Genomic DNA, 25,677 nt, shown 5'->3' on the forward strand with positions numbered 1-25,677 from the left:
GATGTGTATAAGAGACAGAAGTGGCATGGAATCGCGAACGTGCCGATGCCGGGCGGCCCGGGCTCCGGACCCGGCTCCTACACCGTCTACGTGCAGATGCCCGACACGCTGGCCCTCAACGACAACAGCCGGGTGCGGGTGGCCGATGTCTTTGTCGGCACGGTGCGCGCGATCGGACTGAAGAACTGGGTCGCGACGCTGACGCTACGTCTGGGCAAGAACGTCAAGTTGCCCAGGAACGCGACCGCCAAGATCGGACAGACCAGCCTGCTGGGTTCGCAGCATGTGGAGCTGGCGGCGCCCCCCAACCCGTCTCCGGAGCTACTGAGGGACGGCGACACCATCCCGCTCAAGAATGCGTCCACTTACCCCACGACCGAGCAGACGCTCGCGAGTCTCGCCATCGTGCTGCGCGGCGGAGGCATCCCGAACCTCGAAGTGCTGCAGAACGAGGTCTACAACATCGTGAACGGTCGGGCCGAGCAGATCCGTGCCTTCCTCGGCAAGCTGGACACCTTCACCGCCCGGCTCGACGAGCAACGCGCTGACATCACCCGGGCCATCGATTCCACCAACCGGTTGCTGGCGTACGTCGGTCCCCGCTCCGACGTCCTGGATCGGGTCCTCACCGAATTCCCGCCACTGCTCAAACATTTCGCCGATAAACAGCAACTTCTGATCGACGCGGTCGACGCTACGGGGCGGCTCAGCGGAGTTGCCGACCAATACCTGTCGGCCGCGCGGGGCGACCTCCACCAGGATCTGTTGTCGCTGCAGTGCCCGTTGCGGGAACTCGGCCGTGCCTCCCCCTACTTGATTCGCGCACTCAAGCTGATCCTGGTCCGGCCGTTCGACATCGACGCCGTGCCCAAGGCGTTCCGCGGCGACTACTTCAACTTGTCGCTGACGCTCGACCTGACGATGAGCGCTGTCGACAACGCAGTCCTCACCGGGACCGGGTTCTCCGGAGCACTGCGTGCGCTCGAGCAATCGTGGGGCCGCGACCCCGAGACGATGATCCCGGACGTCCGGTACACGCCGAACCCCAACGACGCCCCCGGCGGCCCTCTGGTCGAAAGGGCGGACAGGCAATGCTGACCCGCTTCATCAAGCGCCAGCTGGTCATGTTCGGCGTCCTGACTGCGATCACCGCGGTTGCGCTGGGCTGGTACTACTTGCAGATTCCCGCCGCGGCCGGGATCGGCCAGTACACGCTGCAGGCGGACCTGCCCGCGTCGGGCGGTCTGTACAAGACCTCCAACGTGACGTATCGCGGTGAAACCATCGGCACGGTCACCGCTGTCGACCCGACCGCTACGGGCGCGCGGGTGACGATGAGCATCGGCGATCGTTACAGGATCCCGATTGACGCGTCGGCGAACGTGCATTCGGTGTCGGCAGTCGGTGAGCAGTATCTCGACCTGGTGTCGGTGGGTAACCCGCGCCAATACTTTTCGCCCGGTCAGACCATCACCAAGGGCACCATCCCCACCGACATCGGGCCGGCGATCGATGCCGCCAACCGGGGGCTGGCCGCGCTGCCCAAGGACAAGATCGCCACGCTGCTCGACGAAACAGCCCAAGCGGTAGGCGGATTGGGCCCCGCGCTGCAGCGACTGGTCGATGCGACGCAGGCGATCGCCGGTGACTTCAAGACCAACATCTCCGACATCAACGACATCGTCCAAAACTCCGGGCCCATCATCGACAGCCAGGTCAACTCCGGTGACTCGATCGAGCGCTGGTCGCACAACCTGAACATCCTGGCCGCGCAGAGCGCGGAAAACGACCAGCACCTACAAAGCATCCTGACCCAGGCGGCGCCGACCGCCGATCAGGTCAACGAGGTGTTCAGCGATGTCCGAGAGTCGCTCCCGCAGACACTGGCGAATCTCGAAATCGTGCTCGACATGCTCAAGCGCTACCACAAGGGCGTCGAGCAACTGCTGGTGGCCTATCCGCAGGGCGCCTCGGAAGGTCAGACGGTCACGACTGCCTTCCCGGGCTACGCATCGCTCGGGACCTCGCTGACGATCAACCAGCCCCCGCCGTGTCTGACCGGGTTTCTCCCGGCATCCCAGTGGCGGTCTCCCGCGGATACCAGCCTGGCGCCGATGCCGTCCGGAACGTATTGCAAGATCCCGCAGGACACCCCTGCCAACGCGGTGCGCGGCGCACGCAACCTTCCGTGTGTCGATGTCCCGGGTAAGCGGGCTGCGACGCCGCGTGAGTGCCGCGACCCCAAACCGTACGTTCCGTTGGGAACCAACCCGTGGTACGGCGACCCCAACCAGCTCGTCACCTGCCCGGCGCCGGCGGCGCGCTGCGACCAGCCGGTGAAGCCGGGGCTGGTGATACCCGCGCCGTCGGTCAACAACGGCCTCAACCCGGCGCCCTCCGACCGGGTGGCGGGGACGCCACCCCCGATCAGCGATCCACTGCAGCGGCCGGGATCGGGAACCGTGGAATGCAATGGGCAGCAGCCGAATCCCTGCGTCTACACCCCCGGCGGTCCTCCCCCGGCCGTTTACCTCCCCCAGAGCGGCGAACTGGTGGGGCCCGACGGTGTGAAGTACGCGGTCGACAACTCGAGCAAAACGGGAGACGACGGCTGGAAGGACATGCTGGCGCCGCCGGCCAGCCGATGAAGGGATTGGATTGAAATGCGGGAAGCCATTGGCCTAGGCCAACTTCGGAGTGACGCCTGTACGTATCTCGAACGGGTTGCCGCCGGGGAGACCATCGATGTCGTCCGTCGCGGCAAGCTCGTGGCGCGGATGGTGCCCGTCGGTGACTGGAGGGTGGCTCCCATCCCGGCGCGGTCTGCGAAACTCGCGGCGCGGGACGCCGGCGGGTGGGTCGGGCTGGACGAACTGCGAACGCGCGCCGGGCGCTGCTTCGACCGGGTCGCGGCCGGGGAGACGATCAGCGTTGTTCGCGGCGGCAGATTGTTGGCGCAGATCGTGTCCGCCGGTGAAGCGGAGAGGACCCCGAGCCCGGTCGACACCGGCGGCGGGATCGAGCTCGACGAATTGCGAAAGCGTGCGGGGCGCTACTTCGACGAGGTTGCGGCGGGCCAGACGATCGACGTCATCCGGGGCGGCAAGCTGGTTGCCCGCATCGTGTCGGTCGCCTAGGGACACCGCCCGCCATGAACAGCCGCTGGTTTCCCGCGATGCACGGAAGGTTTGCGGTCGCGGCGGCGTTACGGCTCATGTGACCGCGACCGGCTTCCACGAGGGCGAGACCGCAACGCAGCGCCGGGCGGGCGTCGAAGCCGAGGCCAGGCGGCTCGAGGGCATGCTCGACTCATCGGGCCTGTCTCCGGGCGCCGCAAAGTTTCTCGCGTCACAGCGGTTCGCCGTGCTGACCGCGCGCGACCACGCGGGGGTCCTCTGGATCTCGCCGTTGGCCGCACCGCCGGGTTTCCTCCGCGGCCACCATGACATCTTGCGGGTGTCGGCGTTCCCCCGCGGCGGCGATCCCCTGCACGAGATCCCGACCGGCCAACAGGTAGGACTGATCGCCATCGACTTCGCCACCCGCCGCAGGCTACGGGTCAACGGCGAGCTTGTCAGTGCTGACCACCCGGGTGGTATGACCGTCCGCGTCGATCAGTCATACGGCAACTGCCCCAAGTACATTCATCGCCACGCCATCGATGGGGCCACCCTTGCTGCCCCTCCTCAAATAGCTGCGAGACGCGCGACCGTTCTGGATGCGTCCGATCAAGCGTTGATTGCACGGGCCGACACGTTCTTTCTCGGCACCAGCCATCCCACCCGTGGTCGAGATGCGTCACATCGCGGAGGACCACCGGGATTCGTCCGAGTCGACTCCGCAGACCGACTGTGGTGGCCGGATTTTCCGGGGAACAACATGTTCAACAGTTATGGCAACCTGGCCGTCGACGACGAGGCCGCTTTGCTGTTCCTCGATTTCGAAACCGGCGCCACCCTGCACATAACCGGCACCGCACACGTGCGGTGGACCACCCCGGGCGAGGCAGGCGATGACGGCGGAGTGGGTCGAAACGTCGCATTCGCCGTGGACGCCGTCGCCCGCTAGCCTTCGAAGAGTCCCCCGTCCGGTAAGGGGAGTTGGCAGATGGCGTGCGCCTCGTCGGCGCTGAGCCCGAACAACCGCAGAACGTTTTCGGTGACGACGTCGGCCGCGCGCGCATCGTCGCGATCGGGATGGTCACGCAACAAATTTCCGAGGCCCAGCAGCGCTCCCCCGGCCATGGCGAGGGCTAACTCGGGGTCCTCGACGTCGAACCGCCCGGCCGCCACGCCGGCTTTGATGTCGCGGAGTGCGCGCGGGGCCAGACCCCGTTCCGACGACAGCAGTTCCAGCCCGTTGGCCAACAAGATCCGGCTCTCCTGCGGGTGCCGACGAAACAGCCGGCCAGTCAGCCGAAAACTGGTGGCGAAAGTTTGGGCCGGGTCCTCGATGGCTTCGGTGAGCTGATCGAGCATCGAGCCGTAGGCGTCGAGGACGTCGGCGACCGCGGCCTCGAACAACTGCTCCTTGCTGTCGAAGTGGTTGTAGAAGGACCCCATCCCGACGTCGGCGGCCTGGGTGATTTCCAGGACCGGGACGTTTACCTTGCCCTCGGCGATCAGCCGCTGCGCGGCTTTGACCAGCGCAGCCCGGGTACGCCGCTTGCGCCGCTCCAGCCTGGTCGGTTCTGCCGTCGCGCTCATTCATAGCAGTATGCATCAGTTATGAGGATTCCGTCAGATCCTTGACTGAACCTTCTCTCGTATGTGACGATTTCGTCAGTTAGTTGGGAGTTGTCATGGATTTGACCGATAGCGCCAGCCGGCAGGCGCACAGCGAGCAGACCGCACGGCCCGGCGAGCATCCGGGGCGGTCGCGTAACCCGGTGATCAAAGTCGCCGACATCGCGTGGTTGGAGTTCGAGCGCCCGGACCTGACCCGGGCCGAGGCGTTCGCGCGGACGTTCGGCTTCCACACGGCACAACACGGCCCGGACGAACTGCAGTTACGCGGAACATGGGCGGGAGCGCCATGCCTCATCTTGCGTCGCGGCCGGCGAAGCCGCTTCGCCGGCGCGGCGTTCCGGGCGACCGACGAGGCCGACGTGCTCCGGTTGGCGGACTCCGCGGGCGCATCCGTGCGGCCGCTGCCGGAAACCATCGGCGGGGTGTCGGTCGAGTTGATCGACCCCAGTGGCATGCCGGTCCGCGTCGTCGCCGGATTGCATGAACTCCCGGAACTGCCGGGCCAACAAACCCCCGCCTTCAATTTCGGAAACGACATGCGGCGCGTCAACACCGGCCAGCGTCCGCCCCGAGAGCCCGCGCGGGTGCAGCGCCTGGGCCACCTCGTGGTGCAGTCGACCAAGTACGTCGAGGCGCTGAACTGGTATCTGGACAACCTGGGCATGATCGTCAGCGATTTCCTGTACTTCCCCGGCCAGCGCGACCGAGGCCCAACCATGAGTTTCATCCGGTGCGACCGTGGCTCGACACCGGCCGACCATCACACCTTGGCGATGGCCCTCGGTCCGGCCAACCGCTACGTCCATTCGGCATATCAGGTCAGCGATCTCGACGCGCTGGCCGCCGGCGGCGAATACCTTGGTGCGCGGGGCTATTCCCGGTCCTGGGGAATCGGCAGGCACATTCAGGGCAGTCAGATCTTCGACTACTGGCGCGATCCCGATGGCTATCTGTTCGAACACTTCACCGATGGCGACTTGTTCGACAACACGCTGGACCCGGGCTGGGCGCCCTTCACCGCATCCGGGCTGGCCCAGTGGGGGCCACCGGCTACCAAGGATTTCCTCGGAACCGACGCGAAATCGGCTCGGCGCGAATTGGTTTCGATGGCCACCGCGCTCCGCGCGGACAACGAATTCGATGTCAAACGCCTGGTCGGCCTACTGAAAGTTCCCACCTCATGACCCTTTCCGTGCTGCACACCGCCTCTGAAACCGGCCACGGCTGGTGGCTCAAGACCGCCAACGGCGCAGTCAAGATCGACACCACGGCCACCAGCACCGCAGCGCTGCTGGCCGACCGGGCCGCCATCGAGAGAGCGGCCAACGGTACCGAGACCGTTGCCGTCGACACCCTCAACTTGATCTCACCGGTGACCCGGCCGTGCCGAGTCATCGCCCAAATGACCAATTACGAATCGCACGTCAGGGACGCGGGCATGGATCCGGCGTCAATCCCGCTCACGTTCTTCCGCAAGGCATCGGCGTCCATCAACGGGCCTTTCGATGACATCGTCAAACCGCAGCACGTCAGGCTGCTCGACTACGAGGTGGAGATCGGCCTCGTCATCGGCCGTGCGATTGCCATCGGCACCACCATCTCCGAAGACAACCTGGACGATTTCGTCGCCGGGTTGGTCGTCACGAACGACGTCTCCGCGCGGGACATTCAACTTCCGCAAACCCAGTTCTACGAGGCCAAGTCGTATCCGACTTTCACACCGGTCGGCCCGGAGCTGGTGCTACTCACCGCCAATGAGCTCAAGCGCTTCGGCGATCTGCGCCTGCGCCTGCGTGTCAATGGCCAGGAACGTCAAAACGCCCTCGTCGAGGGCGACATGCTGTATCGGCCACTGGAAGCGCTGCAGTCGCTCACCCAGTTCCAGGAACTCGCCCCGGGTGACCTGGTGCTCACCGGCACCCCGGCCGGCACCGCGCTGAGCGCCCCGCCGAAGCCCGTGCAGCTCATCGGAAACCTGTTGCCGCCCGCCATGAAATGGAAGATGTTCTTCTCGCGCCAGGCCGCCAACCAGAATTACCTGCATGACGGCGACGTCGTCGAGGCGTCGGTGGCCACCGACGACGGGGCCATCGATCTCGGAACGCAGCGCACCGCAGTCCGATTCGCGTGACCACCCCGTCGACCCGCCGGGTCCCCGTCGTCATCGTCGGCGCCGGACCGACCGGCGTCACCGCCGCCACGTTGTTGGCGCAGTACGGCGTCGACTGCCTGGTGCTCGACCGTTGGCCCGGCGTGTACGCCCAACCGCGCGCCGTGCACCTGGACGATGAGATCTATCGCATCATCGCCCGCCTCGGGATCGCCGACGAGTTCGCCGCGATGTCGCGGCCGACGCTGGGCCTGCGGCTGGTAGACAACCGTTTCCGCACGCTGGCCGAGTTCAACCGCGATCCCGGGCGCAGTGTGCACGGCTACCCGCAGGCCAACATGTTCGACCAGCCGGAATTGGAGGCCCTGCTGCGGGCCAACCTCGAACGCCACGCCAACGCCCGGCTGCGCGGGAACGCCGACGTCACCGACATCGTGACGGGCGCAACACGTGTCCGGGTCACCTTCACCGATCGCTCCGACGGCCGCGCTCACCAGGTCGACGCCGACTACCTGCTGGGCTGCGACGGCGCCAACAGCATGGTGCGCACCCAGATCGGCTCGGCCATGCGGGACTTGAACTTTCAGCAGCGCTGGCTGGTTGTGGACATCGCCAGCGACGCGGATCTGGGCCAGTGGGACGGGGTCCACCAGGTGTGCGACCCGGGTCGCGCGGGGACCTACATGCGCATCGGGCCGGCCCGCTACCGGTGGGAGTTCCAATTGCTGGCCGGCGAAACCGCGAATGACTTCGGCAGCCTGGACCGATTGCGGCCCTTGATCGAGCCGTGGACGAGTACCGTACCCATCGGCAAGCTGACGCTGTTGCGGGTCGCCGAGTACACCTTCCGCGCGCAGATCGCCGATCGCTGGCGTCGAGGCAACGTCTTCATCCTCGGCGACGCTGCGCACCTCACTCCCCCGTTCATCGGCCAGGGTATGGGAGCGGGACTGCGAGACGCGGCCAACCTCGCGTGGAAGATTGCCGGAGTTCACCACGGCACCCTGGCGCCGAGCGTTCTGGAGACTTATGAGCGGGAACGTAAACCGCATACCCGATCGATGATTCGCCTGGCGCTGAGCGTCGGTTGGGCCATGACCGGCGGCGGCCGCCTGGGCAATGCGGCCCGCCGGGCGGTGTTGCCACGGCTGCGGCTCATCCCCGGCCTGCGAGACAAGGTCGTCGACTCGAGAACCCCTGCGCTGCACCGTTCCGCGTTGGTACGCCGATCCCTGCGACCGCACCGGCTCGCCGGCATGCTCTGCCCGAACCCGACGCTACGCGACGGTCAACGTTTGGACGACGTGCTCGGCGGCGGTTTCGCGTTGATCAGCACCGCCCGCCCTGGTGCGGCCGACGAGGCGGCGCTGCGGCAGCGCCAAGTCACCGTGCTGGTCGCCGAAGCCGGCAGCCCGCTGGAGGCATGGCTAAAACGAGGCCGTGCCACCGCCGCACTGGTGCGCCCCGACCGTACCGTGGCGCACGCCGAACGCGACCTTGCCGCCCTTTGTGCCTGGACGGCAACCGTCATTCGCCCCGCCGCAGTTCAGGCGGATGCCGCAGGCCGCGCGACGATCACAGGCGTCCGAACCGAATGCAGGACCGCGTTGCTGACGGATCCCAACAGCACACCGGTCAGACCGCCGCGCCCATGACTGCCGACGACGAGGAGCTGGGCGGTTTCCGACTTTTCGGCGAGCTGCCGGGCCGGCGCGTCACGTACGACCAGTCGCTGCACCGTCACATCGGGATAGCGTTCCTGCCAACCCGCCAGGTTCTCGGCCAGGCTGCGGTGCGCCTCCGCTTCCAGCGACGACCAATCCGCTTCCGGGAGTTCGCTTATCGTGATGTCACTCCATGCGTGTAGGGCCGTCAGGCCGACACCGCGACGGGAGGCTTCGTCGAAGGCGATTTCGATCGCGAGCTCGGAAGCCGGCGAGCCGTCGACCCCCACGACGACGGGAGCGTTGTCCATGTCCGGCAGGTCGTCGCCATGGATGACCGCGACCGGGCAATGGGCGTGCCGCACCACGGTCGCACTGACCGAACCGAGCACACCCCGGGCCAGCAATCCTCGCCCCGCCGTGCCCACAACGATCAGCTCCGCCTCGCCGGACATGTTGATCAGGGCCAGTGCCGGGCTGGAGTACACGAGTTCCCGGTGGATGGCGGCCTTTCGGTCCGCCGGCAGCGCCTCTTCGGCGAGCTTGATCGCGTGCATGACCGCCTTCTTGCCCTCGTCTTCCAGCCGCACCGCTAGAGACTCGGGGTATGGGACCGGCGGCCAGGTGGCGGTCGGGGTCGTCACCGCGTGGACGACGGTCAGCGGAATTTTCCGCATCGCTGCCTCGTGGGCGGCCCAAATCGCCGCGGCGTTCGATGCCTTCGAGCCGTCCACCGCGACGACGACGCCGCGCTCTTGATCAGGTCCGGACATTTCGCTCTCCCTCCATCACCGGCGACGCTATAAACCCAGGGGGTCGTCGGTCGTGAGGCTTAAGTCCCTAACCCACGGGACGGAGGGCTTTCGCGGGAGCTGTTAAGCCCGCTGTAACGGCACGGTCACTTGCCGGCTAGGCGCGGTGCCGTTGTAGCCGCGCGATGACCCAGAAAGGTAACGCCACGAACAGCGTGCCGCCGATCAGATTGCCCACGGTGGTGATGCCGAGGTTGGTGAGCAGGCCGTGTTGGCCGAATCCCCAACCGATCCCGCCGCACGGTGCGGCCGGGTGAAACAGGTTGAGCAACAGGGGAAGACCGAGGAAGCCGACGTTGGCGATCACGTGCTGGGTGCCGCCGATCACGAATGCGAACGGTCCGTAGAACGCGAACGTCATGCGGGCGACGTCGCTGCGAGCCTTGAAGAACATGCACATCGACGTCTGCAGGAACCAGGTGCACACCACGGCGAGCAGCAGTGCGGTCCAGAACGGCTGGCCGGCCTTCTGCGCGCCGACGGTAGCCGCCCGTTCGGCGAAGGCGCCCAGGTATGGGCCTCCCGCGGCCCCGCACACCGTGACGAACACCAGCGCGCCCAGGACGTTGCCGATGAGGCCGACGGTAACCAGAAAGGCGTAGCCGCCGACGCTCATGACGCGGTTGAGGACGGCCAGAAATCCCGCGGCCATGTCGGCGGTGATCAGCGACATGCCGGACACCAGGATGAGGACGAACGACATGCCGAACGCCAGGCCCATCAACAGGCTTGCGACACCCGGGGTCTTGACTCCGGTGCTTACCATCAACGCCAGCAGCGCCCCGAACGCGACCATCACACCGCCGACCACCGAGCGCATCAGAAACGCCCACGGGTGCGTCGCCTTTTCCACGGCCATGGCGGCCACTCGGTCCACCATGGCCCCCACGCTGAGCGGTTCGAACGGATCGTCGGCGACGGCGTTCGTCGCGACACCGGCGGAGAAGGCGGCGAATGCGGGTGGCGCCGGGGCCGCGCTTTCCAACTGTGGCGCTTGCGCGTCGATGGTCATCGGTGTTCGCCTTTCCGTAAAGCGTTGATCGCGTTGATGACCCCGGTGATGTGCTCCGCGCTGAGCTTCTCCCCCTCGAAGACGTGGTTGAGCAGAATCTTGAGGTCGAGCATCTGTTGCAGGTAGACCAGGCACGGGGGGCACTCGTCGAGGTGCTTGGCCACGATCGGTCCCCACTGCCGCGGATCGGAGTCGACAAGTTCGTCGACGAGGCGGACGAAGTCGACGCAGTCGATCGCGGGGACCGCGTTGTCGTGGATGGTCATCGGCGATACCGCTTTTCCAATTCGTTGCGAAGATTTCCGCGGGCGCGGTAGAGCAGCGCCCGCTGCCCCTCGGTGGTCAGTTCGAGAAGTTCGGCCGCCTCTTCAGCCGTCGTGCCGACGACGTCCCGCAGGATGACCAGTTGCCGTTGCCGCTCGGGCAGCGCGTCCAACGCCGTACGGACATATCCGATGAGCTCGTTCTCGACGGTGTGGTCCTCCGGCAGAAAGCGCCGCGACGGCGGGATACTCCAGTGCCCCGCATCGGGATGGCCGGCGGGATGCATACGGCCCACCAGGGGGTCGACGTCATCCGCGGACAGCACCTCGTGGTCGCGGATGCGGGATTCACGGCGCCGGTGCCGCGACGCGGTGTTCTTCACGATCCCGAACAACCAGGTGCCGACCGAGGAGCGCCCCTCGAATGAATCCGCGGACTGCAGCACCTGCACCCACGCCTCTTGCACGGCCTCTTCGGCCACCGTCGCCGAATCCACCATGGTGCGGGCGAAATTGACCATCGGCCGATGAAAGTCGCGGACCAGATTGGCCAGCGGAATGCCGCCGACCACCCGTTCCGATTCGGTGCCCCCCGGCGGCACCGCCACCGGGGTCACCATCGTCTCGCACTCAAGCGCATGCGGCCAGTTCCCAGCGAAGCTGCCCTTCGGACGGGGATTGGACGGGGATGAACGCCGCTTCCCGGTAGCGACGGCTGGCCGATGTCCTGCTCGCATAACCCTTGCCACCGGCGGTGCGGATCTCGAGATCCGCACTGGCGCTGGACAGTTCGGCCGCGGCGAGTCGCAGCGACAACAGCTCCTTCTTGGTGGGCGACTCGACACCGCCCACCGCCGCGGCAAGTTCCGCCAGCGTGGTTTCCGCATCGGCAAGCTTTTCCGCCACGTGCTCGACCTGGGTGCTGAACACCGAGTTCACCCCGCCGAGACCGATTTTGGCCTGATTTACCGCAGTCCGGGTCAGGCCCAGGCACATCGCCGACTGCAAGACGAGGAACGTCGGACGGACCGCCTGCAGGAAGTCCTCGAAGTCACGGGACAACACCTGCTCCGCGGGGACATAGGCGCCCGTCAGGTTCAGGTACGACGAGGCGGTGCTACCCATCGCCAGCAGGTCGAAGTGATCGCCCACCACCACGCCCGGCATGTTCAGCGGCAAGGCCACGATCAGCCTCTCCCCGGCGTCGGTACGCACCGCGGTCACCATGGTCGAGTCGGGGTAGAGGTTGCTGGCCCACCTGATCGCCCCGGCCACCTCGTAGCCCCCCTCGACCGGCGTGGCGGTCAACTCCAGGCTTCCGCAGCCCGCCGCCTCCTTGAATGCCGACGCCATGCCGGTCACCCCCAGCGTGGTCCCGGCAAGGAGCGACCGGGCCGCCACCGTACTGTAAGGCGTTGCCGCCGTGAGCAAGTAGTCCACGGCCATGCGATGGGCCCACAATGAGAACCCGGTGCTCATGCATTCTCCGGAGATCAACCGGATCACTTCGGCCATGTCGGGGAGCCTGCCGTCGGCGTTGGCGGGCGCGCCGAGCCCGAGCAGGCCGGCGGTACCCAGTGCGGCGAAACTGCGACGGGATTGATGCTCGCCGCGGTCCAGTGCCCCGGCATGGGCCCGGATGTCTTCCAGCAGTTCGATATTCAACTGACTGGCAGCCGGATTCATCGTCGTCGTCATCTCGATACCTCCTGGGCGGAGTGTTTCCACGCGTAGTCGAGGAACTTGCCGTCGAAAGTGACGACCACTCTGTCGCCTTCGGGGTGCGGGCGCCGGCGCACGCTCATCTGAAAGTTGATCGCGCTCATGATGCCGTCACCGAATTCTTCATGGATGAGTTCCTTGATCGCCGGGCCGTAGACGGCCAGCGCCTCATGGAACCGGTAGATCGTCGGGTCTGTCACCATGGTCGCATCCGAACCCCGGTACGGCATCATTTGCAGAACCGTTGCCGCCTCGTCGTCGAGGTCGAGAAGCGATGCGACCGTTGCCGCGTCGCCGGCCGAGAGCGGATGCTGTCCGAGTAGCGCCGCGACGGTCCACACCGGGTCCTTGGCGATCGATTCGGCGATCTTCGCCCAGCTCAATCCCCGCCGGACGCGGGCCAGCCTGATCAGCTCGGCAAGATCGGTCTTGGTCAATATTGTTGTCACGGAATGCTTCCCGTCTCGATGCCTATTCGGTGGACAGAGTCGAGTCGACGCTCACCGGGTTGCGGAACGTGTTCACCACGGGTGACCAGGCGATCGCGTTGTCGTGGATCTCCTTGAGTGTCGCGTCGTCGGCGTCTCCGGCCAGCGTCACCTTGCACCGGACCGCGCTGAAGCCCAGCCGCTTTCCCTCGGGCGTGTCACCCACCCCCCAAACCGCGGAGATGTCGATGTCGCCCTCCATCTCGACCTCGATCTTGGTCAGTGTCACCCCGCGGTGTGTCGCGTTGGCCAGCAAGCCCACCGACACGCACGAACCCAGCGCCGCCAGCGCGGTCTCGGAGGGGTTGGGCGCCGAGTCGTCGCCGAGCAGCGCGGGCGGCTCGCCCACCAGCATCGGCGCCAGGTCGCGGACGTAGGTCATGTTGCGGAACCCGGTCTCGCACACCGTCTTGGCTTTCAGGGTCTTCCTGCCGGTCTCCGGGTTGGTCCTGGCGTTACACGACAGCTTGTCGAGGCCTTCGGCGTCGATGACGAGCGCGTCGGTCATGTGAATTCCTCCGTTTTCGCTGATTTTGTGGCTTCACGGAGTTAGTGCTCTACGACGGCCGATGTGTGACGGCGGGCGGCATTGATTTACGTGGGCGACACGAAACATCACACAGCCGAAACGCGGCGCCGTCCAACGTCGGACGACTCTCGGGGAGATTTGCTTAGCTGAAAAGGCTTTGCCCGATGTAGTGGCCTTCGGCGGGCGCCGGCGGCACCGCGAAGATTGCTGAGCCGATGTGGCGAATGTATTCGTTGAGCAGGTCGTGGGCGCCCAACCGGTTCTGCAGGCGAATAAAATCTTGCGGATCTTTTTGGTACGAGATGAACAGCAGGCCGGCGTTGAGCTGGCCGTTGGCGTCGAGACCGTCGGTGTAGTTGTAGGACCGGCGCCGGATCATGATGCCGTCATTGTTCTCCCGGGCGGCCAGGCCGACGTGAGACATCGGGTCGATCAGCGGGTTGCCGTCGGCGCCTTTGGCGGTGAAGTCCGGGGTGTCGAATTCGCCCTTGCCGCTCAGCGGCGCCCCCTCTTCTTTGGTGCGGCCGAAGATCCGCTGTTGATTGCCGATGCGGTCGACGTCCCATGTCTCGAGCAGCATCCGAACCTTGCGCACGACTTGATACGTCCCGCCGTTCATCCACGGCTGGTCGCTGTCCTCGACCCAGACGAACCGGTCGTACTCCGCATCCGTGGCGATGTTGCGGGTTCCGTCTTTGAAACCCAGGAGGTTTCGGGGCGTGTGCTGGCCCGGGCCGGCCGATGCTCGTCCGAATCCCAGCACCGCCCAGGACGGCGAGACGATGTTGCGGCCCAGCCGGGCCAGGTTCCGCACGGCGTGATAGCAGACCTGGGGGTCGTCGGCGCACGCTTGGACGGACAGATCGCCGCCGCGCAGGCGGGGGTCCAGGTTGTCCCCGTTGAGCGGGGGCAGATCGATGAACAGGGCGGGCCGCCGTGCGGCCAGGCCGAAGCGATCGCCGAACAGCGACGGTCCCAAACCGATGGTGACGGTGAGACTGGCCGGGCTCAGCCCATAGGCCTCCCCGGTATCAACGGGCGGCTGCACCTCGACCTGTGGCTGCACGGTGCCGACGGGCTTTCCCTGCTGCAGGATCGCGGCCGCGGCCGACCAGCGCGCCAGCAGGGTCTGCAGCTCGGTGCGGCCAGCGCCGGCGGCCAGCGAAAAGGACATGAACATGGCGTAACGCTGTGGCGGCGTGGCGATTCCGCCCTGATGCACCTGGCCGTAGAAAGGATAACTACGCCGCAGGTCGACGTTGTCGTCGTCATCGCCTTTGCGTTCGGCCGCCAGCGCGTAACCCGCGAAGCCTCCACCCGCGGCGCCGACCGCGGTGCCGGTGAGTCCGGCCAGCACGGCACCGCCAAGCATCCGCCGGCGCGAAACCGCTGCGGCTTCGGCGGTTTCGGTCGTGTCGTCGGTCACGAGGTCAGCCCGCCGAGACGACTTTTTGGGCGACCGTCGACAGGCTCTGGTGCAGCGGCTGGATGACCGCGGTGAGCTTTGGCGCGTCGCTGGCCTTCAGCGCAGGGGTGTACGTCCGGAAGCCGCCGAGCGCGGACGGGTCACGGTATCCGTCCAAAGTGGCCAGCACCGTGTGGAATTGCTGATCGATCTGGTTGACCAAATTGGCGTCGATCTTCTCCAGGCCCGGCCGCAGCGAAGCGTACGCCTGCTGAGCGCCCTCCACGTTGCCCGAGAAGTCGACCAGATCGATGTGGCTGAAGGCCTCCTCCTCGCCGGTGATCTTGGTGTTCTGGATCTCTTCGATCAGGTCGCTGGCACCGTTGGCCAAGTCCTCGGGCTTGTACTGCAGGTTGGCGACGATGCCGTTCAATTTGCCGACGTTACCGACCAATTCGCTGCTGAATGCCTTGGTGGCGGGGGTGATCGCGCCACCCTGCCACAAGTCACGCTCGATGGCGTGGAAGCCCTTCCACCCGACCTTGGCGTCGACCGGCGTGGACTCACGCATATCGATCAGATAGTCCAGGCTGCCGGCATTGTCGCCGACCGCGAAGCCCGGCAACACGAAGCCCTCCACGGTGGACTCCGAGCGCTCCCAGAACAGCCGGGCTTTGGCGTAAGCGCTCTTCGCGGCGTCGACGTTGCCAGACTGCACGGCGGCATCGAGTGCCTTCACGCCATCGTTGAGCTGACTGATCTGGCTGACGATGTAGCCCGCATAGTCCTTGGTCCCCTGGCTGAGGATGCCGGCCACGGTGCCCGTCGGCGCCGCCGGTGTTTTGCCCGTGACGGTGAGGGTTTGGTATTCGGTGCTCGCGCCCGGACAGTAGAGCTGATACGCGCCGCCGTCCAAGGTGACCGTGAACGAGACCGGATCCAAGCCGGGCGCGAGATTTTCCTTCTCGCCGACGATCCGCTGGTCCCTGAGCAATTCGACTTCGCTGATACCGGGCGCATTCGTGTTGGCCACCGTGAAGGTCACCGGCCCCGCGGGCACGCTGGTGTTGTCAAGGGCGCAGCCGTCCTTGCCGCCGGTGCTGGCCATGGTGACCTTGACCGCGTTGGTGCCGCCGGGTTTCTGAGATTCCGCGCGGCTCGCGTTGCCACTCGAGTGACTACAGGCCGTCGCCAAGGACGTTGTGATTACGACCAACGCCGTTGCGGCCGGCCAGAACTCAAAGGACCGGTAACTTCGGGCGATTCGATTCGGTGTCAACCGTCTTCCTTTCCTGTTCGGTCGGCGTCCCGCGCCGCGCCGAGGCTACAGCGCCAAGGACGCAGGCCAGAGCAAAACCACCCAGTGCCAGCGGAAGCCATACCTTCCACAGCTGCGCTTCCGCACGGTTTCGATGACTTGCCGCGATCTGCGCGGCGGCCGAGCGGTCTTCGGCCCCGGACGTGGACCAGTCCGTCGCCAGCCCGCCAAGACTGACGGTCTTGGCCCCGGTCAGCCCACCGCCGGTCAAAACCGCCGTGCGGTTGCTCGTTGCCTGCGCATTTAGCACGGAATCGCTGTGCGCAAGCACGGTATACACGGTGGTTGTCGACCATTGACCCTGAAACGGCCCCGGAGTGCGCCCAACCGCCAAACCGACCGGCAGCCGGCCCCCGGTCATGCTCAGCAACTGATCCAGCGTTACTTCCGACGCGCCGTCGGCCCCGGCAGCCTCAGAAGCCTGCCATACCTGTACCGGCAAGCCGTCCACGATTTTGTCGTCCGCCGGGACGAGCAGGATGTTGCGGACGGTTGAGGTGCCATGCGCGAAGATGGCGAGCTCCCGTCCGTGCGGCCCATTCACCAGCGACACCGTGGCGGTGTGGCCGGCACGATCGCTGACGGTGCGGGTCCGCGGGTCGCCCGAAGAGCCGCCGGCCGGCACCAGCGCCACCAGCGCGGCGGCGGTGAGGAGTAGCAGCATCGAGGCGGCCGCCAAAAGGCGCCCCCTGTCCCGCGGGGCGGCGGCAAGGCGAGCGGGCCACAAGAAGATGGCGAGCACGGGTACCGCGTAGAGCAGCCAGCCCACCACCTCGATGACTCGGGGGTCGGCGGGTATCCCGAACATCCCGGCGGTCACCGCGCCGAGCACCGAGTTGCTGGGCAGCCAGGCGGACAGGTCGAACACCCGCCGCTGCCCGATGTTCACCCAGCCGGCCTCGTGTGCGGTACGCAGCGCCCCCAGCACCAGCCCGGCGGCGATCAACACCAAGAACACCCCGGTGACCCGGAAAAAGCGGGCGATGTTGAGTTTCAATCCGCCGAAGTACAGCGCGACACCCATCGCGACCGCCGCCGCGATCCCCAGCGCACCACCCAGTACGGCGAACCATCGGTTGCCGTGCGACGTCTGGGCGGCCGCCAACAAGAACACCGATGTCTCGAAGCCCTCCTTGAGGACGGCGAGGAAGGCCATCGCGGCCAAGGCGAGCGCACCGCCGCGGTTGATCGCCTGCCGGGCATCGCGCTCGAGCTCGCCCTTGACCTGCGCGGCGTTGCCGTTCATCCAGATGATCATCGACGTCACGAACACCACGGCGATGACATTGATGACGGTTTCCATCATCTCCTGCTGCGCCTGCGGCAGGCTCGTCGCGAACAGATTCAGGCCCACCCCGACCGCGACGCTGATCAGCACCGCCGAGGCGACGCCGGCAAACATCGGCCGTATCGGCTGGCCGTTTCGTTTCAGGAAGGCGCCGACGATGCTCACGATGAGCGCCGCCTCGAGGCCTTCACGGAGGCCGATGAGAAAGGTGCCGATTAGTACGCCGAATACGCCCTGCATGCGCCCGATTTCTGTCCCGCGGGTCGGGATCCCGGCTTAGCCTAGCCTAAGCCCGTTGCGTCACGAGGCCGGCTGCGTCACGAAGTCGATGAGTTCTTCGACCCGGCTGATCAGCGCCGGCTCGAGGTCATTCCAGTCGCGCACCCGGGACCGAATATGCCGCCAGGCCCTGGCGATGTCCGCCTGGTTGGCGTGGGGCAGGCCGAGCGCCCGGCACGCCCCGTGCTTCCACTCGATGTGCCGTGGCACATCCGGCCAGCCCGCCAGGCCGAGCCGCTGGGGTTTCACGGCCTGCCAGATGTCGACGTAGGGATGGCCGACCACCAGCGTGTCGCTGCCACCCGGCCCTCGCCGCACCGCGTCGGCGATCCTCGCCTCCTTCGAACCTGTGACCAGGTGATCGACGAGCACACCGAGCCGGCGCCCCGGACCGGGCGCGAACTCCGCCACGATCTCCACCAGGTCGTCCACGCCGCCGAGATGCTCGACGACGACACCCTCGATCCGCAGGTCCTCGCCCCACACCTGCGCGATGAGTTCGGCGTCGTGCCGCCCCTCGACGTAGATCCGGCTGGCGCGGGCCACCCGGGCGCGGGCTCCCGGCAGGGCGACCGAGCCGGACGCCGTCCTCGTGGCGGCGGCAGGCGCCGCACGACGCGGCGGGGTGAGGATCACCGGACGGCCCTCGAGCAAATAGCCAGGGCCCAAAGGGAAGCCGCGCACGTGCCCGCGCCGGTCTTCCAGATCGACCCGCCCGTACTCGACCCTCACCACCGCACCGACGTACCCGGTCTGCACGTCCTCGACCACGAGGCCCAGTTCGGCTGGGTGCTCGGTCGAGCGGGGCTTGCGCCGGCCTGCGGCAAGGACATCGGTTCCGTAGCGATCAACCACGCGGCAATCCTAGAAAGCCTTGCGGCCAAACGTCGTTACGGCGCGCCCGTCGGCGCAGGATCGTGGCGAAGATCGCCCCGCCGCCCGCGCAACACCGACGAGTAAAAAATGCGTTTTAACTGTGTGGCGTTACTCAGCTGATGACGTTGCCGATGGTACGTTGCTACTTGTAAGATCTGCCGCTCTTTACATCGCGGCGGTGAGCGAGGTGGGAATATGGACCTGGCCCTTTGGGTGTCGAGCATCGTGGCTTTCGTGCGGGCCGGCTACCCCGCAGGCATGCCGACAACCGGATATGCGACCCTGGCGGCCTTGACCCGCCGGCGACTTTGCGACGACGAGATCACCGCCATTGCAAGCAAACTCATGAGGCGCCAATTCTGGCCGATCAGCCCCGTTGATATCGGTGTGGAAATCACCCGTGTCACCAACCAATTGCCATTGCCGGCCGACGTTGAGCGGGTCGGACATCGCCTCGATGAGATCCGCTGCGCGCGCGGATAAGCCTCGACGCGGGATCTGACTCCTACTTAGCGCCTTTCGCCGGTCCGCCACACGCCGCCAGGTAGTCCGGGTAGCTCCAGGTCCGCAGGAACTGTTGGCCCGCCTGGAATCCTCGTTGATACAGGCCGTCGCGTTGCTCGGCGGTGATGTTGAAGTCGATCGGGCTGACCTCTTCGGCGGGGACGAAGATGGTGCGCCGGACGGTGCACGGGTCGTCGATGTAGGCGTTGTCCTGATTGCTTACCAGTGTCTCTATCGCCGCGATTCCCAACGAAACTGGTCCGTGCACCGGATGGGTGGGCGGGATGCCGGGACGCGCGGACAGCCGGATCCCGAATGTCGGCCATCGCGGCTCAGCGTCGGGCCGGTCGAACAGCTCCACCGGAAAATCGGAGAGCAAGCCGCCATCGACCCAGGTGGCGTTGCTGACCCGAACGGGTTCGAACACATAGGGGATCGCCGACGAGGCGTGCACGGCGCGGGCGACCGAAAACTGGTCGGGGTCGATGCCATAGGAAGCGAGGTCCCACGGGATGCGCACCAGCCGGCGCCGGGACAGGTCACTGGCCGTCACCACCAGCGACCACGCGAACTGGTCCGGCTCCTCGCCTGTGCGCAAGTCACCGAACGTCCGCACACCCAAGTCGGCGAGCAGACCGGCGAGCAGCCGTTCCAAGTAGGCCCCGCGGTAGACACCGTCCGACACCAACAGCGACAATCCCCCGCCGATCAGCGGCACGTGTCCGATCAGACTGCGATCCAGGAACTTCCGGTAGTCGATGGACCGCATGACTTCCGCGAGCCGGCTCAGCGGTTCGCCCGCGACCTGCAGCGCCGCGATCAGCGACGCGACGATCGCGCCCGCGCTGCTACCCGCGACGCGGGGAAACCGGTAACCGGCCCCGGACAGCGCGTCGACCGCGCCGACCAGCCCGATGCCCCGGACGCCGCCGCCCTCACACACCAGATCGGCGCGGGACGTGCTCACCGTCGACGCCATAGGCCTACCCCCTCAACAGATTCGTTGGCCGTCGACACCGAAGAAGTGCAGGTGCCCCGGCTCCGGGTGCAGGCGCACCCGGCTGCCCTTTTCCGGAGGCCGGCGTCCATCGGCACGCGCAACGACGGGCTGATCAATGACCTTGCCGGAGCCGGTGATTCGGCCGTAGACGTAGGCATCCGCCCCGAGCTCCTCGACCACGTCGACCTCCATCTCGACACCGAGGCCGCCCAGTTCGAAGTGCTCGGGGCGGACCCCCACGACGACTTCGCTCGCAGCATCGGTGAGCTCCCGGGGTAGCGGGATGTGCCAATCCCCCAGCGACACGGCGGAATCGACGATCGGCAGGGTGAACAGGTTCATGGCCGGCGACCCGATGAAACCCGCGACGAAGACGTTGACCGGATTGCGGTACAGCTCGCGTGGCGCGGCGAACTGCTGCAGCACGCCGTCGCACAGGACGGCGACGCGGTCACCCATCGTCATCGCCTCGACCTGGTCGTGGGTGACGTAGACGGTGGTGGTGCCGAGCCGCCGTTGCAGCGCCGCGATCTGGTTGCGGGTTTGCACGCGCAGTTTGGCATCGAGATTCGACAGCGGCTCGTCCATCAGGAAGACCTGCGGCCGGCGGACGATCGCACGTCCCATCGCCACCCGCTGGCGTTGCCCACCGGAGAGGTCCTTGGGTTTGCGGTCCAGATAGGGCTGCAGGTCAAGCAGTTTCGCGGCGTCCAGGACCCGGTCGCGGATTTCGGGCTTCGGTGTCTTGGCGATCTTCAGGGCGAAGCCCATGTTTTGCGCGACCGTCATGTGCGGGTAGAGCGCATAGTTCTGGAAGACCATCGCGACGTCACGGTCCTTGGGATCGACGGTGGTGACGTCGCGGTCACCGATCCGGATGCGCCCTGAGTCCAGCGATTCCAGCCCCGCCACCATCCGCAGCGAGGTGGTCTTGCCGCATCCGGAGGGACCGACCAGGACGACGAACTCGCCGTCGCCGACGTCCAGGTCGAGGCCGTCCAAGGCCGGCCGGTCGGCTCCGGCGTAACACCGCGTCGCTTGGTCGAAAGTCACTGAGGCCATGGGCTACCCGTTCAGCCCCGAGACAGCGATCCCCCTGACGAAGGACCGCTGCGCGATCGCATAGATGATGACCAACGGCAGCATGATGAGCATCGAGGCCGCCATGATGATCGGCCAGCGCGCCACATACTCGCCCCGCATGCGCACCAGGCCGAGCGTCAGCGTGGCCAGGCTGTTGCGCTGGAGCATCAGCAGTGGCCATAGGAAGTCGTTCCACACGTTGACCCAGGTGAGCACCGCCAGCACCATCACCGCTGGGCGGGCGTGGGGCAACAGGATTCGCCAATAGATCTGCCATGGCGAACAACCGTCGAGTATCGCCGCCTCCTCCAGGTCGGTCGGAAGCGTCCGGAAGAACTGCCGCATCAGGTAGGTACCGAACGCGCTGCCGAACAAGCCCGGCACGATCATCGACCAGGGTGTGTCGACCCACCCGACCGTCCGCATCAAGATGAACTGCGGGATCACGGTCACGGTCAGCGGCACCATCAAGGTGCCAAGGTATAACACGAACAGTGTGTCGCGACCGCGGAATTGCAGTCTGGCGAACGCGTATCCGGCCAGCGAGCAGAAGAACACCTGGCCGGCGGTCACGCACCCGGCGTACAGCACGGTGTTGAAGAACATCCGCGCGAACGGCATCAACGAGAACACCTCGGTGTAGTTGGACCACCGCGGGTGCGCCGGTAGCAGCCTTGGCTCGGTGATCTCGCCTTCCCGCTTCAATGAGCCGGACACGGCCCAGGCGATCGGGAACAACCAGCACCAGGCGATGGCGAGCAGCGCGGTGTAGACCACCAGGCTACGAACGACATTGCGCGTGAACACCCGCTCAGCTGAGGCCACGAGAAGTCTCCCAAGACCGTTGCCGAGTGATTCGCAGCTGCACCACGGTCAGCACCAGCAGGATCGCGAACATCACCCACGCCAGCGCGGACGCATACCCGAATTCCAGGAAGGAGAACGCGTGCTGGAACAGCATGATGCCCAGGACATATGTGGCGGTTTCGGGGCCGCCGTTCGCGCCGTTGAGGACATAGACCATGTCAAAAGCCTGGAACGCGTGAATGATCGAGATGACGCCCACAAATGATATCGACCCACGGATCAGCGGCACCGTGATCGACACGAACTGCCGTATCTCGCCGGCCCCGTCGATTCGCGCCGCCTCGTACACGGTCTCGGGAACGCCCTGCATCGCCGCGAGCAGGATGACGGTGGCGAACGGCACGCTGCGCCACACGCTGAGGATGCACAGCGAGGCCATCGCCCATCGGGGTTCGACCAGCCACGGGACCGGGCCGACCCCGACCCAGCCCAGCATGATGTTGAGCAACCCGTTGTCGGTGTTGAAGACGAACTGCCAGACGACCGCCATGACGACCGACGAGATGGCCAGCGGCAGAAAGACGATGGTGCGGAAAATGCCGATGCCCCTCACCTTTCGGTTCAGCACGCCGGCCACGACGAGGCTGACGACGATGGTCGGCACGACCGTTCCGAGGGTGAAGACGACGGTGTTGCGAATGGCGATGAGAAAGAGCGGGTCCGAGGTGAACAGCTCTTGGAAGTTCCTCAGGCCCACGAACTTTGGCGGCCGAAAGACGTCCCACCGCTGAAAGCTCATGTAGAGCGAGAATCCCAGCGGAAACAGCATGAACACCGCGACGGCGGCCAGATTCGGCGCCACGAAAAAGCGGCCGGCGCGGGCCCGCCGTCGCCACGGACCGGCGCCCTTGGCGGGTGTGCGCGTGGTGGCATCGACCGACGTCATGGGTTGCGCAACACCTCGTCGATGGCCGGCGACAGACTCGCCAGCGACGTGGCGGGCCGTGATCCACGCAGCACGGGCCCGAAGCTGCGGTCCATCAAGGCGACGATCTTCTCCCATGACGGGGTGACGGGCAGCCCTTCGGAGTACGCGGGTCCTTGGGTGAGGACGGCGAGGTTGTCGAGGTTCTGGTGGGCCTTGGCGAAGCCGGCCGAGTCGAGCGCCGATTGCAACACCGGCACAAAGAGGCTGGATTCACCGATCAACGCCTGCCCGACGGGGCCGGTCGCGAATTTCACGAATTCCCATGCCTGCTCCTTGCGTTGACTGCTCGCGGAGATGGCCAATCCGGTGGAACCGATGTCCGAATGGGCGGGCTGGCCCTGCCGGCGCGGCCCCACCGGCAACGAGGTGACGTCGAAGTCCAGGCCCTCGGCCCGGATGAAGGTCTGGTAGCGCCAGTGGCCGCCCATCGCCATCGCCGCCCTGCCCGCCGCGAACAGGTCGGGCGTGGACATCGATTGCACCTCGGACGCATTGGGCGCGACCTTGTGCTTGTTGGCCAGGTCGGCATAGAACTGCACCGCCTCGATGAAGGCGTCGTTGTCGAAGTTGAAGTGGGTCGGGTTCTTGAGCGGGGTGGACCACGGCACCCCATTGTTCATGGCGAACAGCCCGGCCGAATAGTAGGAGAACCACATGTTCACGAAGCCCCACTGGGTCACTCGCCCGGAGCGATCCCGCCGGGTGAGTGCCGTGGCGGTGTTCAAGAAGTCGGTGAAATTCCACGGGTTTTGCCACGTTTTGGGCGGGGGCGGCAACCCGGACTCGGCGAAGAGCCGCTTGTTGTAGAACAGGTAGTTTCCGGACCATTGCTCGGGGAGTGCGTATTGGCCTGCGCTGAACGTGAAGCTGTCGTAGAGCGCCCCGATACCGTCCGATTTCAGCTCGGCGGCGAAGGCCTGGTCGCGGGACAGCATGGTGTTGAGGTCGAGCAGCACGCCACGGGCGGCCAACTCGGCGTAGGTGAGGTCCCACGCCATCAACACATCCGGGCATTTTCCGCCGGCGCAGAACGTCGACAGCTGCTGCATCACGCCCGGAGCCGAAAGCACCGGGCGGACCTTGATATCGGGGTGGCGGCGCGCGAACTCGTCGACGATGCGGATCCTGGCATCGCGTTCGTCGGGGTTGGCCGCGAAGAAGAACGTCAAGGCGTCTTCTTCGGGTGCGCAGCCGGCGGCCCACGGCGCCAGGGATGCCGCGGTGAGCGCGCCGGCACCGCGCAGCAGCCCGCGCCGTCCGAACGGCTTATCGAGCATGGTGCTCCCGTTCTCGCCCCGTTGCCGGCCGCCCGGCCGGCGGTTTCTCCTGTCCTTGGTACCCGATGCGGCTGTGGTGTTGCTGGATCGGCCAACTCGGGAGGGCCAGCACGGCCCGGCGAATGCGGCCGGCGTCCCCGGTGATGTCGATCGCGTGGATGCGGTCATCGGTTCCGACGGCGATCAGCAGCAGCGCCTCGGCGTGCCCGTTTGGCGCGATCGCGATCCCCGGAGCCCCATCGATGAGCACGACCGCACCGGCCCGTGCCCGGAGAGCGAATCGACGGGTCTCCTCCGCGACCCGTGCGGCGCCGCGTAGCTCGGTCGGCACGTCGTCGGGGACCAGTGCCCGATCGACCCTGCGGACCACGTCCGGGGCCAGCAGTGCGAGCAGACCGGCGATATCACCGCCGCGGGACGCCGCGAGAAACGCCTCGACGACCTCGAGGTGCTTCGCCATGCGCTCGGGCTCGCCGCCCGGGTGGGCCACCCGCGCACGCGCCCGGCTTGCCAGCTTCTTCGCGGCTTCCGGCGACCGGTCCAGCAGACCGGCGATTCTCTCGAACGGCACGGCGAACACGTCATGCAGGACGAACGCGACGCGCTGCGCCGGTGAGAGCCGGTCGAGCACCACGAGCAGCGCGCTGCTCACCGACTCCGTCAAGAGCGCTTCCTCGTCCGCTGGCGGCGACGCGGTCGCAGCGATCCGGTCCAGTTCGTCGGGGGTGGCGAGCGGCTGTTCCGCACGTCGCTTGCGTGCCCGGAGCTGGTCGACGGCCTCGCGGGCGGTGATCGTGGTGAACCAGCCGGTGAGGTTGTCAACAGCGGCGAAATCCGCACGGCTGGCCTTCAGCCACGCCGCCTGAACCGCGTCGTCGGCATCGGCCGCCGATCCCAGCAGCTGTAACGCGACCGACCTCAGGTGTCGCCGGTCCGCGTCGAAACGCTGGGCAAGATCCGTCAAATTTTTCGGGGCGCTCATGGGTCACCTTTTCCGCACAGGAGCCGTCAAGAAGATGACTGCGTCCATCAAGCTCTCTGTTGCAAAGGAGGCCAGCACCATGACCTTATCGATTGTGCGCCGTAGCGCCTGCGGCGACCATCCGGCTCGCCGCCGCAAAAACGGCTGTCTGACAAGGGTTTGCCGCAGATGAACACCGCATACGTTGCGATCACGCTGTTTACCGCCGCCATCACCGCCGCGATCGCCGTGGCCGATCTGATCCCGGCGGGTTTCGTCCTGGCGAACTCCGCCGAAGTCGGGGTGCCGCGTTCGTGGTTGCCGGCGCTGGGGGCGGTCAAGCTGGCCGGCGCGGCGGGGCTGATCGTGGGCCTGGTGGGCCTCCCCGCCTTGGGAATCGCTGCCGCCACCGGCCTGGTGCTGTTCTTTGTCGGCGCAGTCGTGACCCACCTGCGGGCCCGCGTCCTGTACAACATCGCGTTTCCCGGCGCGTACCTGTGCATGTCGGTGGCATCGCTGGCGTTGATGGTGCTGCGCTGACCG

The 25,677-nt window shown here is 66.5% G+C and carries 27 protein-coding genes; 9 read left to right on the top strand and 18 right to left on the bottom strand.

Going from position 1 to position 25,677, the window contains the following annotated elements; translation table 11 throughout:
• The first annotated feature begins 3 nt into the window (after positions 1-3).
• The 4 genes from A5758_RS19060 (at position 4) to A5758_RS19075 (ending at position 4,068) form a co-directional block, all read left to right on the top strand.
• Positions 4-1,098 (top strand): virulence factor Mce family protein, encoded by a 1,095-nt coding sequence (locus A5758_RS19060; protein ID WP_067743330.1) that lies wholly within the window; start codon positions 4-6, stop codon positions 1,096-1,098.
• Entirely contained in the window at positions 1,092-2,648 is a 1,557-nt protein-coding gene (locus tag A5758_RS19065) for an MlaD family protein (RefSeq protein WP_067743113.1), read from the top strand. Before A5758_RS19060 ends, A5758_RS19065 begins: the two co-directional genes overlap by 7 nt.
• Before the next feature lie 15 nt (positions 2,649-2,663).
• Positions 2,664-3,137: a type II toxin-antitoxin system Phd/YefM family antitoxin gene (locus A5758_RS19070; RefSeq protein ID WP_156622711.1), complete on the top strand. Its 474-nt coding sequence runs from the start codon at positions 2,664-2,666 to the stop codon at positions 3,135-3,137.
• Positions 3,138-3,216: 79 nt separating this feature from the next.
• A complete protein-coding gene (locus A5758_RS19075; RefSeq protein ID WP_067743116.1) occupies positions 3,217-4,068 on the top strand; it encodes a pyridoxamine 5'-phosphate oxidase family protein in 852 nt (283 codons plus the stop codon).
• Here A5758_RS19075 and A5758_RS19080 read toward each other — a convergent pair.
• Complete coding sequence (locus A5758_RS19080) at positions 4,065-4,706, bottom strand: TetR/AcrR family transcriptional regulator (RefSeq protein WP_067743119.1); 642 nt, start codon at positions 4,704-4,706, stop codon at positions 4,065-4,067. The two genes, A5758_RS19075 and A5758_RS19080, sit on opposite strands and share 4 nt — an antisense overlap.
• Before the next feature lie 95 nt (positions 4,707-4,801).
• Here A5758_RS19080 and A5758_RS19085 point away from each other — a divergent pair, with 95 nt between their 5' ends.
• The 3 genes from A5758_RS19085 to A5758_RS19095 are packed head-to-tail and all read left to right on the top strand — an operon-like array spanning position 4,802 to position 8,513.
• Positions 4,802-5,932: a VOC family protein gene (locus A5758_RS19085; RefSeq protein ID WP_067743122.1), complete on the top strand. Its 1,131-nt coding sequence runs from the start codon at positions 4,802-4,804 to the stop codon at positions 5,930-5,932.
• A complete protein-coding gene (locus A5758_RS19090) occupies positions 5,929-6,879 on the top strand; it encodes a fumarylacetoacetate hydrolase family protein (protein ID WP_067743125.1) in 951 nt (316 codons plus the stop codon). The genes A5758_RS19085 and A5758_RS19090 overlap by 4 nt, the downstream gene beginning before the upstream one ends.
• Positions 6,876-8,513 (top strand): bifunctional 3-(3-hydroxy-phenyl)propionate/3-hydroxycinnamic acid hydroxylase, encoded by a 1,638-nt coding sequence (locus tag A5758_RS19095; protein WP_067743129.1) that lies wholly within the window; start codon positions 6,876-6,878, stop codon positions 8,511-8,513. The genes A5758_RS19090 and A5758_RS19095 overlap by 4 nt, the downstream gene beginning before the upstream one ends.
• Here A5758_RS19095 and A5758_RS25380 read toward each other — a convergent pair.
• From A5758_RS25380 to A5758_RS19155, 11 genes are all read right to left on the bottom strand, one after another.
• The gene (locus tag A5758_RS25380) at positions 8,405-9,295 is read right to left on the bottom strand and encodes a universal stress protein (protein ID WP_082939765.1); all 891 of its coding nucleotides are present in this window, start codon (positions 9,293-9,295) and stop codon (positions 8,405-8,407) included. The two genes, A5758_RS19095 and A5758_RS25380, sit on opposite strands and share 109 nt — an antisense overlap.
• Before the next feature lie 136 nt (positions 9,296-9,431).
• Positions 9,432-10,346, bottom strand: coding sequence for a formate/nitrite transporter family protein (locus tag A5758_RS19110; RefSeq protein WP_067207104.1), 915 nt, complete (start codon positions 10,344-10,346; stop codon positions 9,432-9,434).
• A complete protein-coding gene (locus A5758_RS19115) occupies positions 10,343-10,612 on the bottom strand; it encodes a hypothetical protein (RefSeq protein WP_067207098.1) in 270 nt (89 codons plus the stop codon). Before A5758_RS19115 ends, A5758_RS19110 begins: the two co-directional genes overlap by 4 nt.
• Positions 10,609-11,229: an RNA polymerase sigma factor gene (locus tag A5758_RS19120; RefSeq protein WP_067743138.1), complete on the bottom strand. Its 621-nt coding sequence runs from the start codon at positions 11,227-11,229 to the stop codon at positions 10,609-10,611. Before A5758_RS19120 ends, A5758_RS19115 begins: the two co-directional genes overlap by 4 nt.
• 10 nt (positions 11,230-11,239) lie before the next feature.
• Entirely contained in the window at positions 11,240-12,307 is a 1,068-nt protein-coding gene (locus A5758_RS19125; protein ID WP_067743141.1) for an acyl-CoA dehydrogenase family protein, read from the bottom strand.
• Positions 12,304-12,780, bottom strand: coding sequence for a cyanase (gene cynS, locus A5758_RS19130; protein WP_067743144.1), 477 nt, complete (start codon positions 12,778-12,780; stop codon positions 12,304-12,306). The genes A5758_RS19125 and cynS overlap by 4 nt, the downstream gene beginning before the upstream one ends.
• Before the next feature lie 22 nt (positions 12,781-12,802).
• On the bottom strand, positions 12,803-13,327 hold the full coding sequence (locus A5758_RS19135; protein ID WP_067207089.1) for an OsmC family protein: 525 nt from the start codon (positions 13,325-13,327) through the stop codon (positions 12,803-12,805).
• 163 nt (positions 13,328-13,490) lie between these two features.
• Positions 13,491-14,774 carry an iron uptake transporter deferrochelatase/peroxidase subunit gene (gene efeB / locus A5758_RS19140; protein WP_067743151.1) on the bottom strand — a complete coding sequence of 428 codons (1,284 nt, stop codon included), beginning with the start codon at positions 14,772-14,774 and terminating at the stop codon, positions 13,491-13,493.
• A 4-nt stretch (positions 14,775-14,778) separates the two neighbouring features.
• Positions 14,779-15,948: an iron uptake system protein EfeO gene (efeO, locus tag A5758_RS19145; protein ID WP_369816464.1), complete on the bottom strand. Its 1,170-nt coding sequence runs from the start codon at positions 15,946-15,948 to the stop codon at positions 14,779-14,781.
• A 43-nt stretch (positions 15,949-15,991) separates the two neighbouring features.
• A complete protein-coding gene (gene efeU / locus A5758_RS19150; RefSeq protein WP_067743161.1) occupies positions 15,992-17,599 on the bottom strand; it encodes an iron uptake transporter permease EfeU in 1,608 nt (535 codons plus the stop codon).
• A 60-nt stretch (positions 17,600-17,659) separates the two neighbouring features.
• Positions 17,660-18,493 (bottom strand): DUF3097 family protein, encoded by an 834-nt coding sequence (locus tag A5758_RS19155; RefSeq protein ID WP_067743164.1) that lies wholly within the window; start codon positions 18,491-18,493, stop codon positions 17,660-17,662.
• 216 nt (positions 18,494-18,709) lie between these two features.
• On the opposite strand from A5758_RS19155, the gene A5758_RS19160 reads away from it, so the two are divergent.
• Positions 18,710-18,997, top strand: coding sequence for a DUF3349 domain-containing protein (locus A5758_RS19160; RefSeq protein ID WP_067207077.1), 288 nt, complete (start codon positions 18,710-18,712; stop codon positions 18,995-18,997).
• Positions 18,998-19,019: 22 nt separating this feature from the next.
• Here the strand turns inward: A5758_RS19160 and A5758_RS19165 are convergent, their stop codons facing one another.
• The 6 genes from A5758_RS19165 to A5758_RS19190 are packed head-to-tail and all read right to left on the bottom strand — an operon-like array spanning position 19,020 to position 25,155.
• On the bottom strand, positions 19,020-19,985 hold the full coding sequence (locus A5758_RS19165; protein ID WP_231987358.1) for a patatin-like phospholipase family protein: 966 nt from the start codon (positions 19,983-19,985) through the stop codon (positions 19,020-19,022).
• Positions 19,986-20,009: 24 nt separating this feature from the next.
• On the bottom strand, positions 20,010-21,080 hold the full coding sequence (locus A5758_RS19170; RefSeq protein WP_067743169.1) for an ABC transporter ATP-binding protein: 1,071 nt from the start codon (positions 21,078-21,080) through the stop codon (positions 20,010-20,012).
• Between the two features lie 3 nt (positions 21,081-21,083).
• Positions 21,084-21,908, bottom strand: coding sequence for a carbohydrate ABC transporter permease (locus A5758_RS19175; protein ID WP_369816465.1), 825 nt, complete (start codon positions 21,906-21,908; stop codon positions 21,084-21,086).
• 4 nt (positions 21,909-21,912) lie between these two features.
• On the bottom strand, positions 21,913-22,854 hold the full coding sequence (locus A5758_RS19180) for a carbohydrate ABC transporter permease (protein ID WP_067207060.1): 942 nt from the start codon (positions 22,852-22,854) through the stop codon (positions 21,913-21,915).
• Positions 22,851-24,173 (bottom strand): sugar ABC transporter substrate-binding protein, encoded by a 1,323-nt coding sequence (locus tag A5758_RS19185; protein WP_067743181.1) that lies wholly within the window; start codon positions 24,171-24,173, stop codon positions 22,851-22,853. The genes A5758_RS19180 and A5758_RS19185 overlap by 4 nt, the downstream gene beginning before the upstream one ends.
• Positions 24,163-25,155: a sigma-70 family RNA polymerase sigma factor gene (locus tag A5758_RS19190; protein WP_067743183.1), complete on the bottom strand. Its 993-nt coding sequence runs from the start codon at positions 25,153-25,155 to the stop codon at positions 24,163-24,165. The genes A5758_RS19185 and A5758_RS19190 overlap by 11 nt, the downstream gene beginning before the upstream one ends.
• A 168-nt stretch (positions 25,156-25,323) precedes the next feature.
• On the opposite strand from A5758_RS19190, the gene A5758_RS19195 reads away from it, so the two are divergent.
• The gene (locus tag A5758_RS19195) at positions 25,324-25,674 is read left to right on the top strand and encodes a DoxX family protein (RefSeq protein ID WP_067743185.1); all 351 of its coding nucleotides are present in this window, start codon (positions 25,324-25,326) and stop codon (positions 25,672-25,674) included.
• Positions 25,675-25,677: the final 3 nt, after the last annotated feature.

It is taken from the genome of Mycobacterium sp. 852014-50255_SCH5639931, assembly GCF_001665605.1.
Taxonomy (GTDB): Bacteria; Actinomycetota; Actinomycetes; order Mycobacteriales; family Mycobacteriaceae; genus Mycobacterium; species Mycobacterium paraffinicum.

Excerpts from the sequence above, each read along its gene's own strand:
- A5758_RS19180 (WP_067207060.1), bottom strand. The coding sequence starts at position 22,854 with ATGACGTCGGTCGATGCCACCACGCGCACACCCGCCAAGGGCGCCGGT.
- A5758_RS19090 (WP_067743125.1), top strand. The coding sequence starts at position 5,929 with ATGACCCTTTCCGTGCTGCACACCGCCTCTGAAACCGGCCACGGCTGG.
- A5758_RS19115 (WP_067207098.1), bottom strand. The coding sequence starts at position 10,612 with ATGACCATCCACGACAACGCGGTCCCCGCGATCGACTGCGTCGACTTC.
- A5758_RS19080 (WP_067743119.1), bottom strand. The coding sequence starts at position 4,706 with ATGAGCGCGACGGCAGAACCGACCAGGCTGGAGCGGCGCAAGCGGCGT.
- A5758_RS19135 (WP_067207089.1), bottom strand. The coding sequence starts at position 13,327 with ATGACCGACGCGCTCGTCATCGACGCCGAAGGCCTCGACAAGCTGTCG.
- A5758_RS19195 (WP_067743185.1), top strand. The coding sequence starts at position 25,324 with ATGAACACCGCATACGTTGCGATCACGCTGTTTACCGCCGCCATCACC.
- A5758_RS19070 (WP_156622711.1), top strand. The coding sequence starts at position 2,664 with ATGCGGGAAGCCATTGGCCTAGGCCAACTTCGGAGTGACGCCTGTACG.
- efeU (WP_067743161.1), bottom strand. The coding sequence starts at position 17,599 with ATGCAGGGCGTATTCGGCGTACTAATCGGCACCTTTCTCATCGGCCTC.
- A5758_RS19120 (WP_067743138.1), bottom strand. The coding sequence starts at position 11,229 with ATGGTGACCCCGGTGGCGGTGCCGCCGGGGGGCACCGAATCGGAACGG.
- A5758_RS19065 (WP_067743113.1), top strand. The coding sequence starts at position 1,092 with ATGCTGACCCGCTTCATCAAGCGCCAGCTGGTCATGTTCGGCGTCCTG.
- A5758_RS19125 (WP_067743141.1), bottom strand. The coding sequence starts at position 12,307 with ATGACGACGACGATGAATCCGGCTGCCAGTCAGTTGAATATCGAACTG.
- A5758_RS19085 (WP_067743122.1), top strand. The coding sequence starts at position 4,802 with ATGGATTTGACCGATAGCGCCAGCCGGCAGGCGCACAGCGAGCAGACC.
- A5758_RS25380 (WP_082939765.1), bottom strand. The coding sequence starts at position 9,295 with ATGTCCGGACCTGATCAAGAGCGCGGCGTCGTCGTCGCGGTGGACGGC.
- A5758_RS19185 (WP_067743181.1), bottom strand. The coding sequence starts at position 24,173 with ATGCTCGATAAGCCGTTCGGACGGCGCGGGCTGCTGCGCGGTGCCGGC.
- A5758_RS19110 (WP_067207104.1), bottom strand. The coding sequence starts at position 10,346 with ATGACCATCGACGCGCAAGCGCCACAGTTGGAAAGCGCGGCCCCGGCG.
- A5758_RS19190 (WP_067743183.1), bottom strand. The coding sequence starts at position 25,155 with ATGAGCGCCCCGAAAAATTTGACGGATCTTGCCCAGCGTTTCGACGCG.
- A5758_RS19160 (WP_067207077.1), top strand. The coding sequence starts at position 18,710 with ATGGACCTGGCCCTTTGGGTGTCGAGCATCGTGGCTTTCGTGCGGGCC.
- A5758_RS19170 (WP_067743169.1), bottom strand. The coding sequence starts at position 21,080 with ATGGCCTCAGTGACTTTCGACCAAGCGACGCGGTGTTACGCCGGAGCC.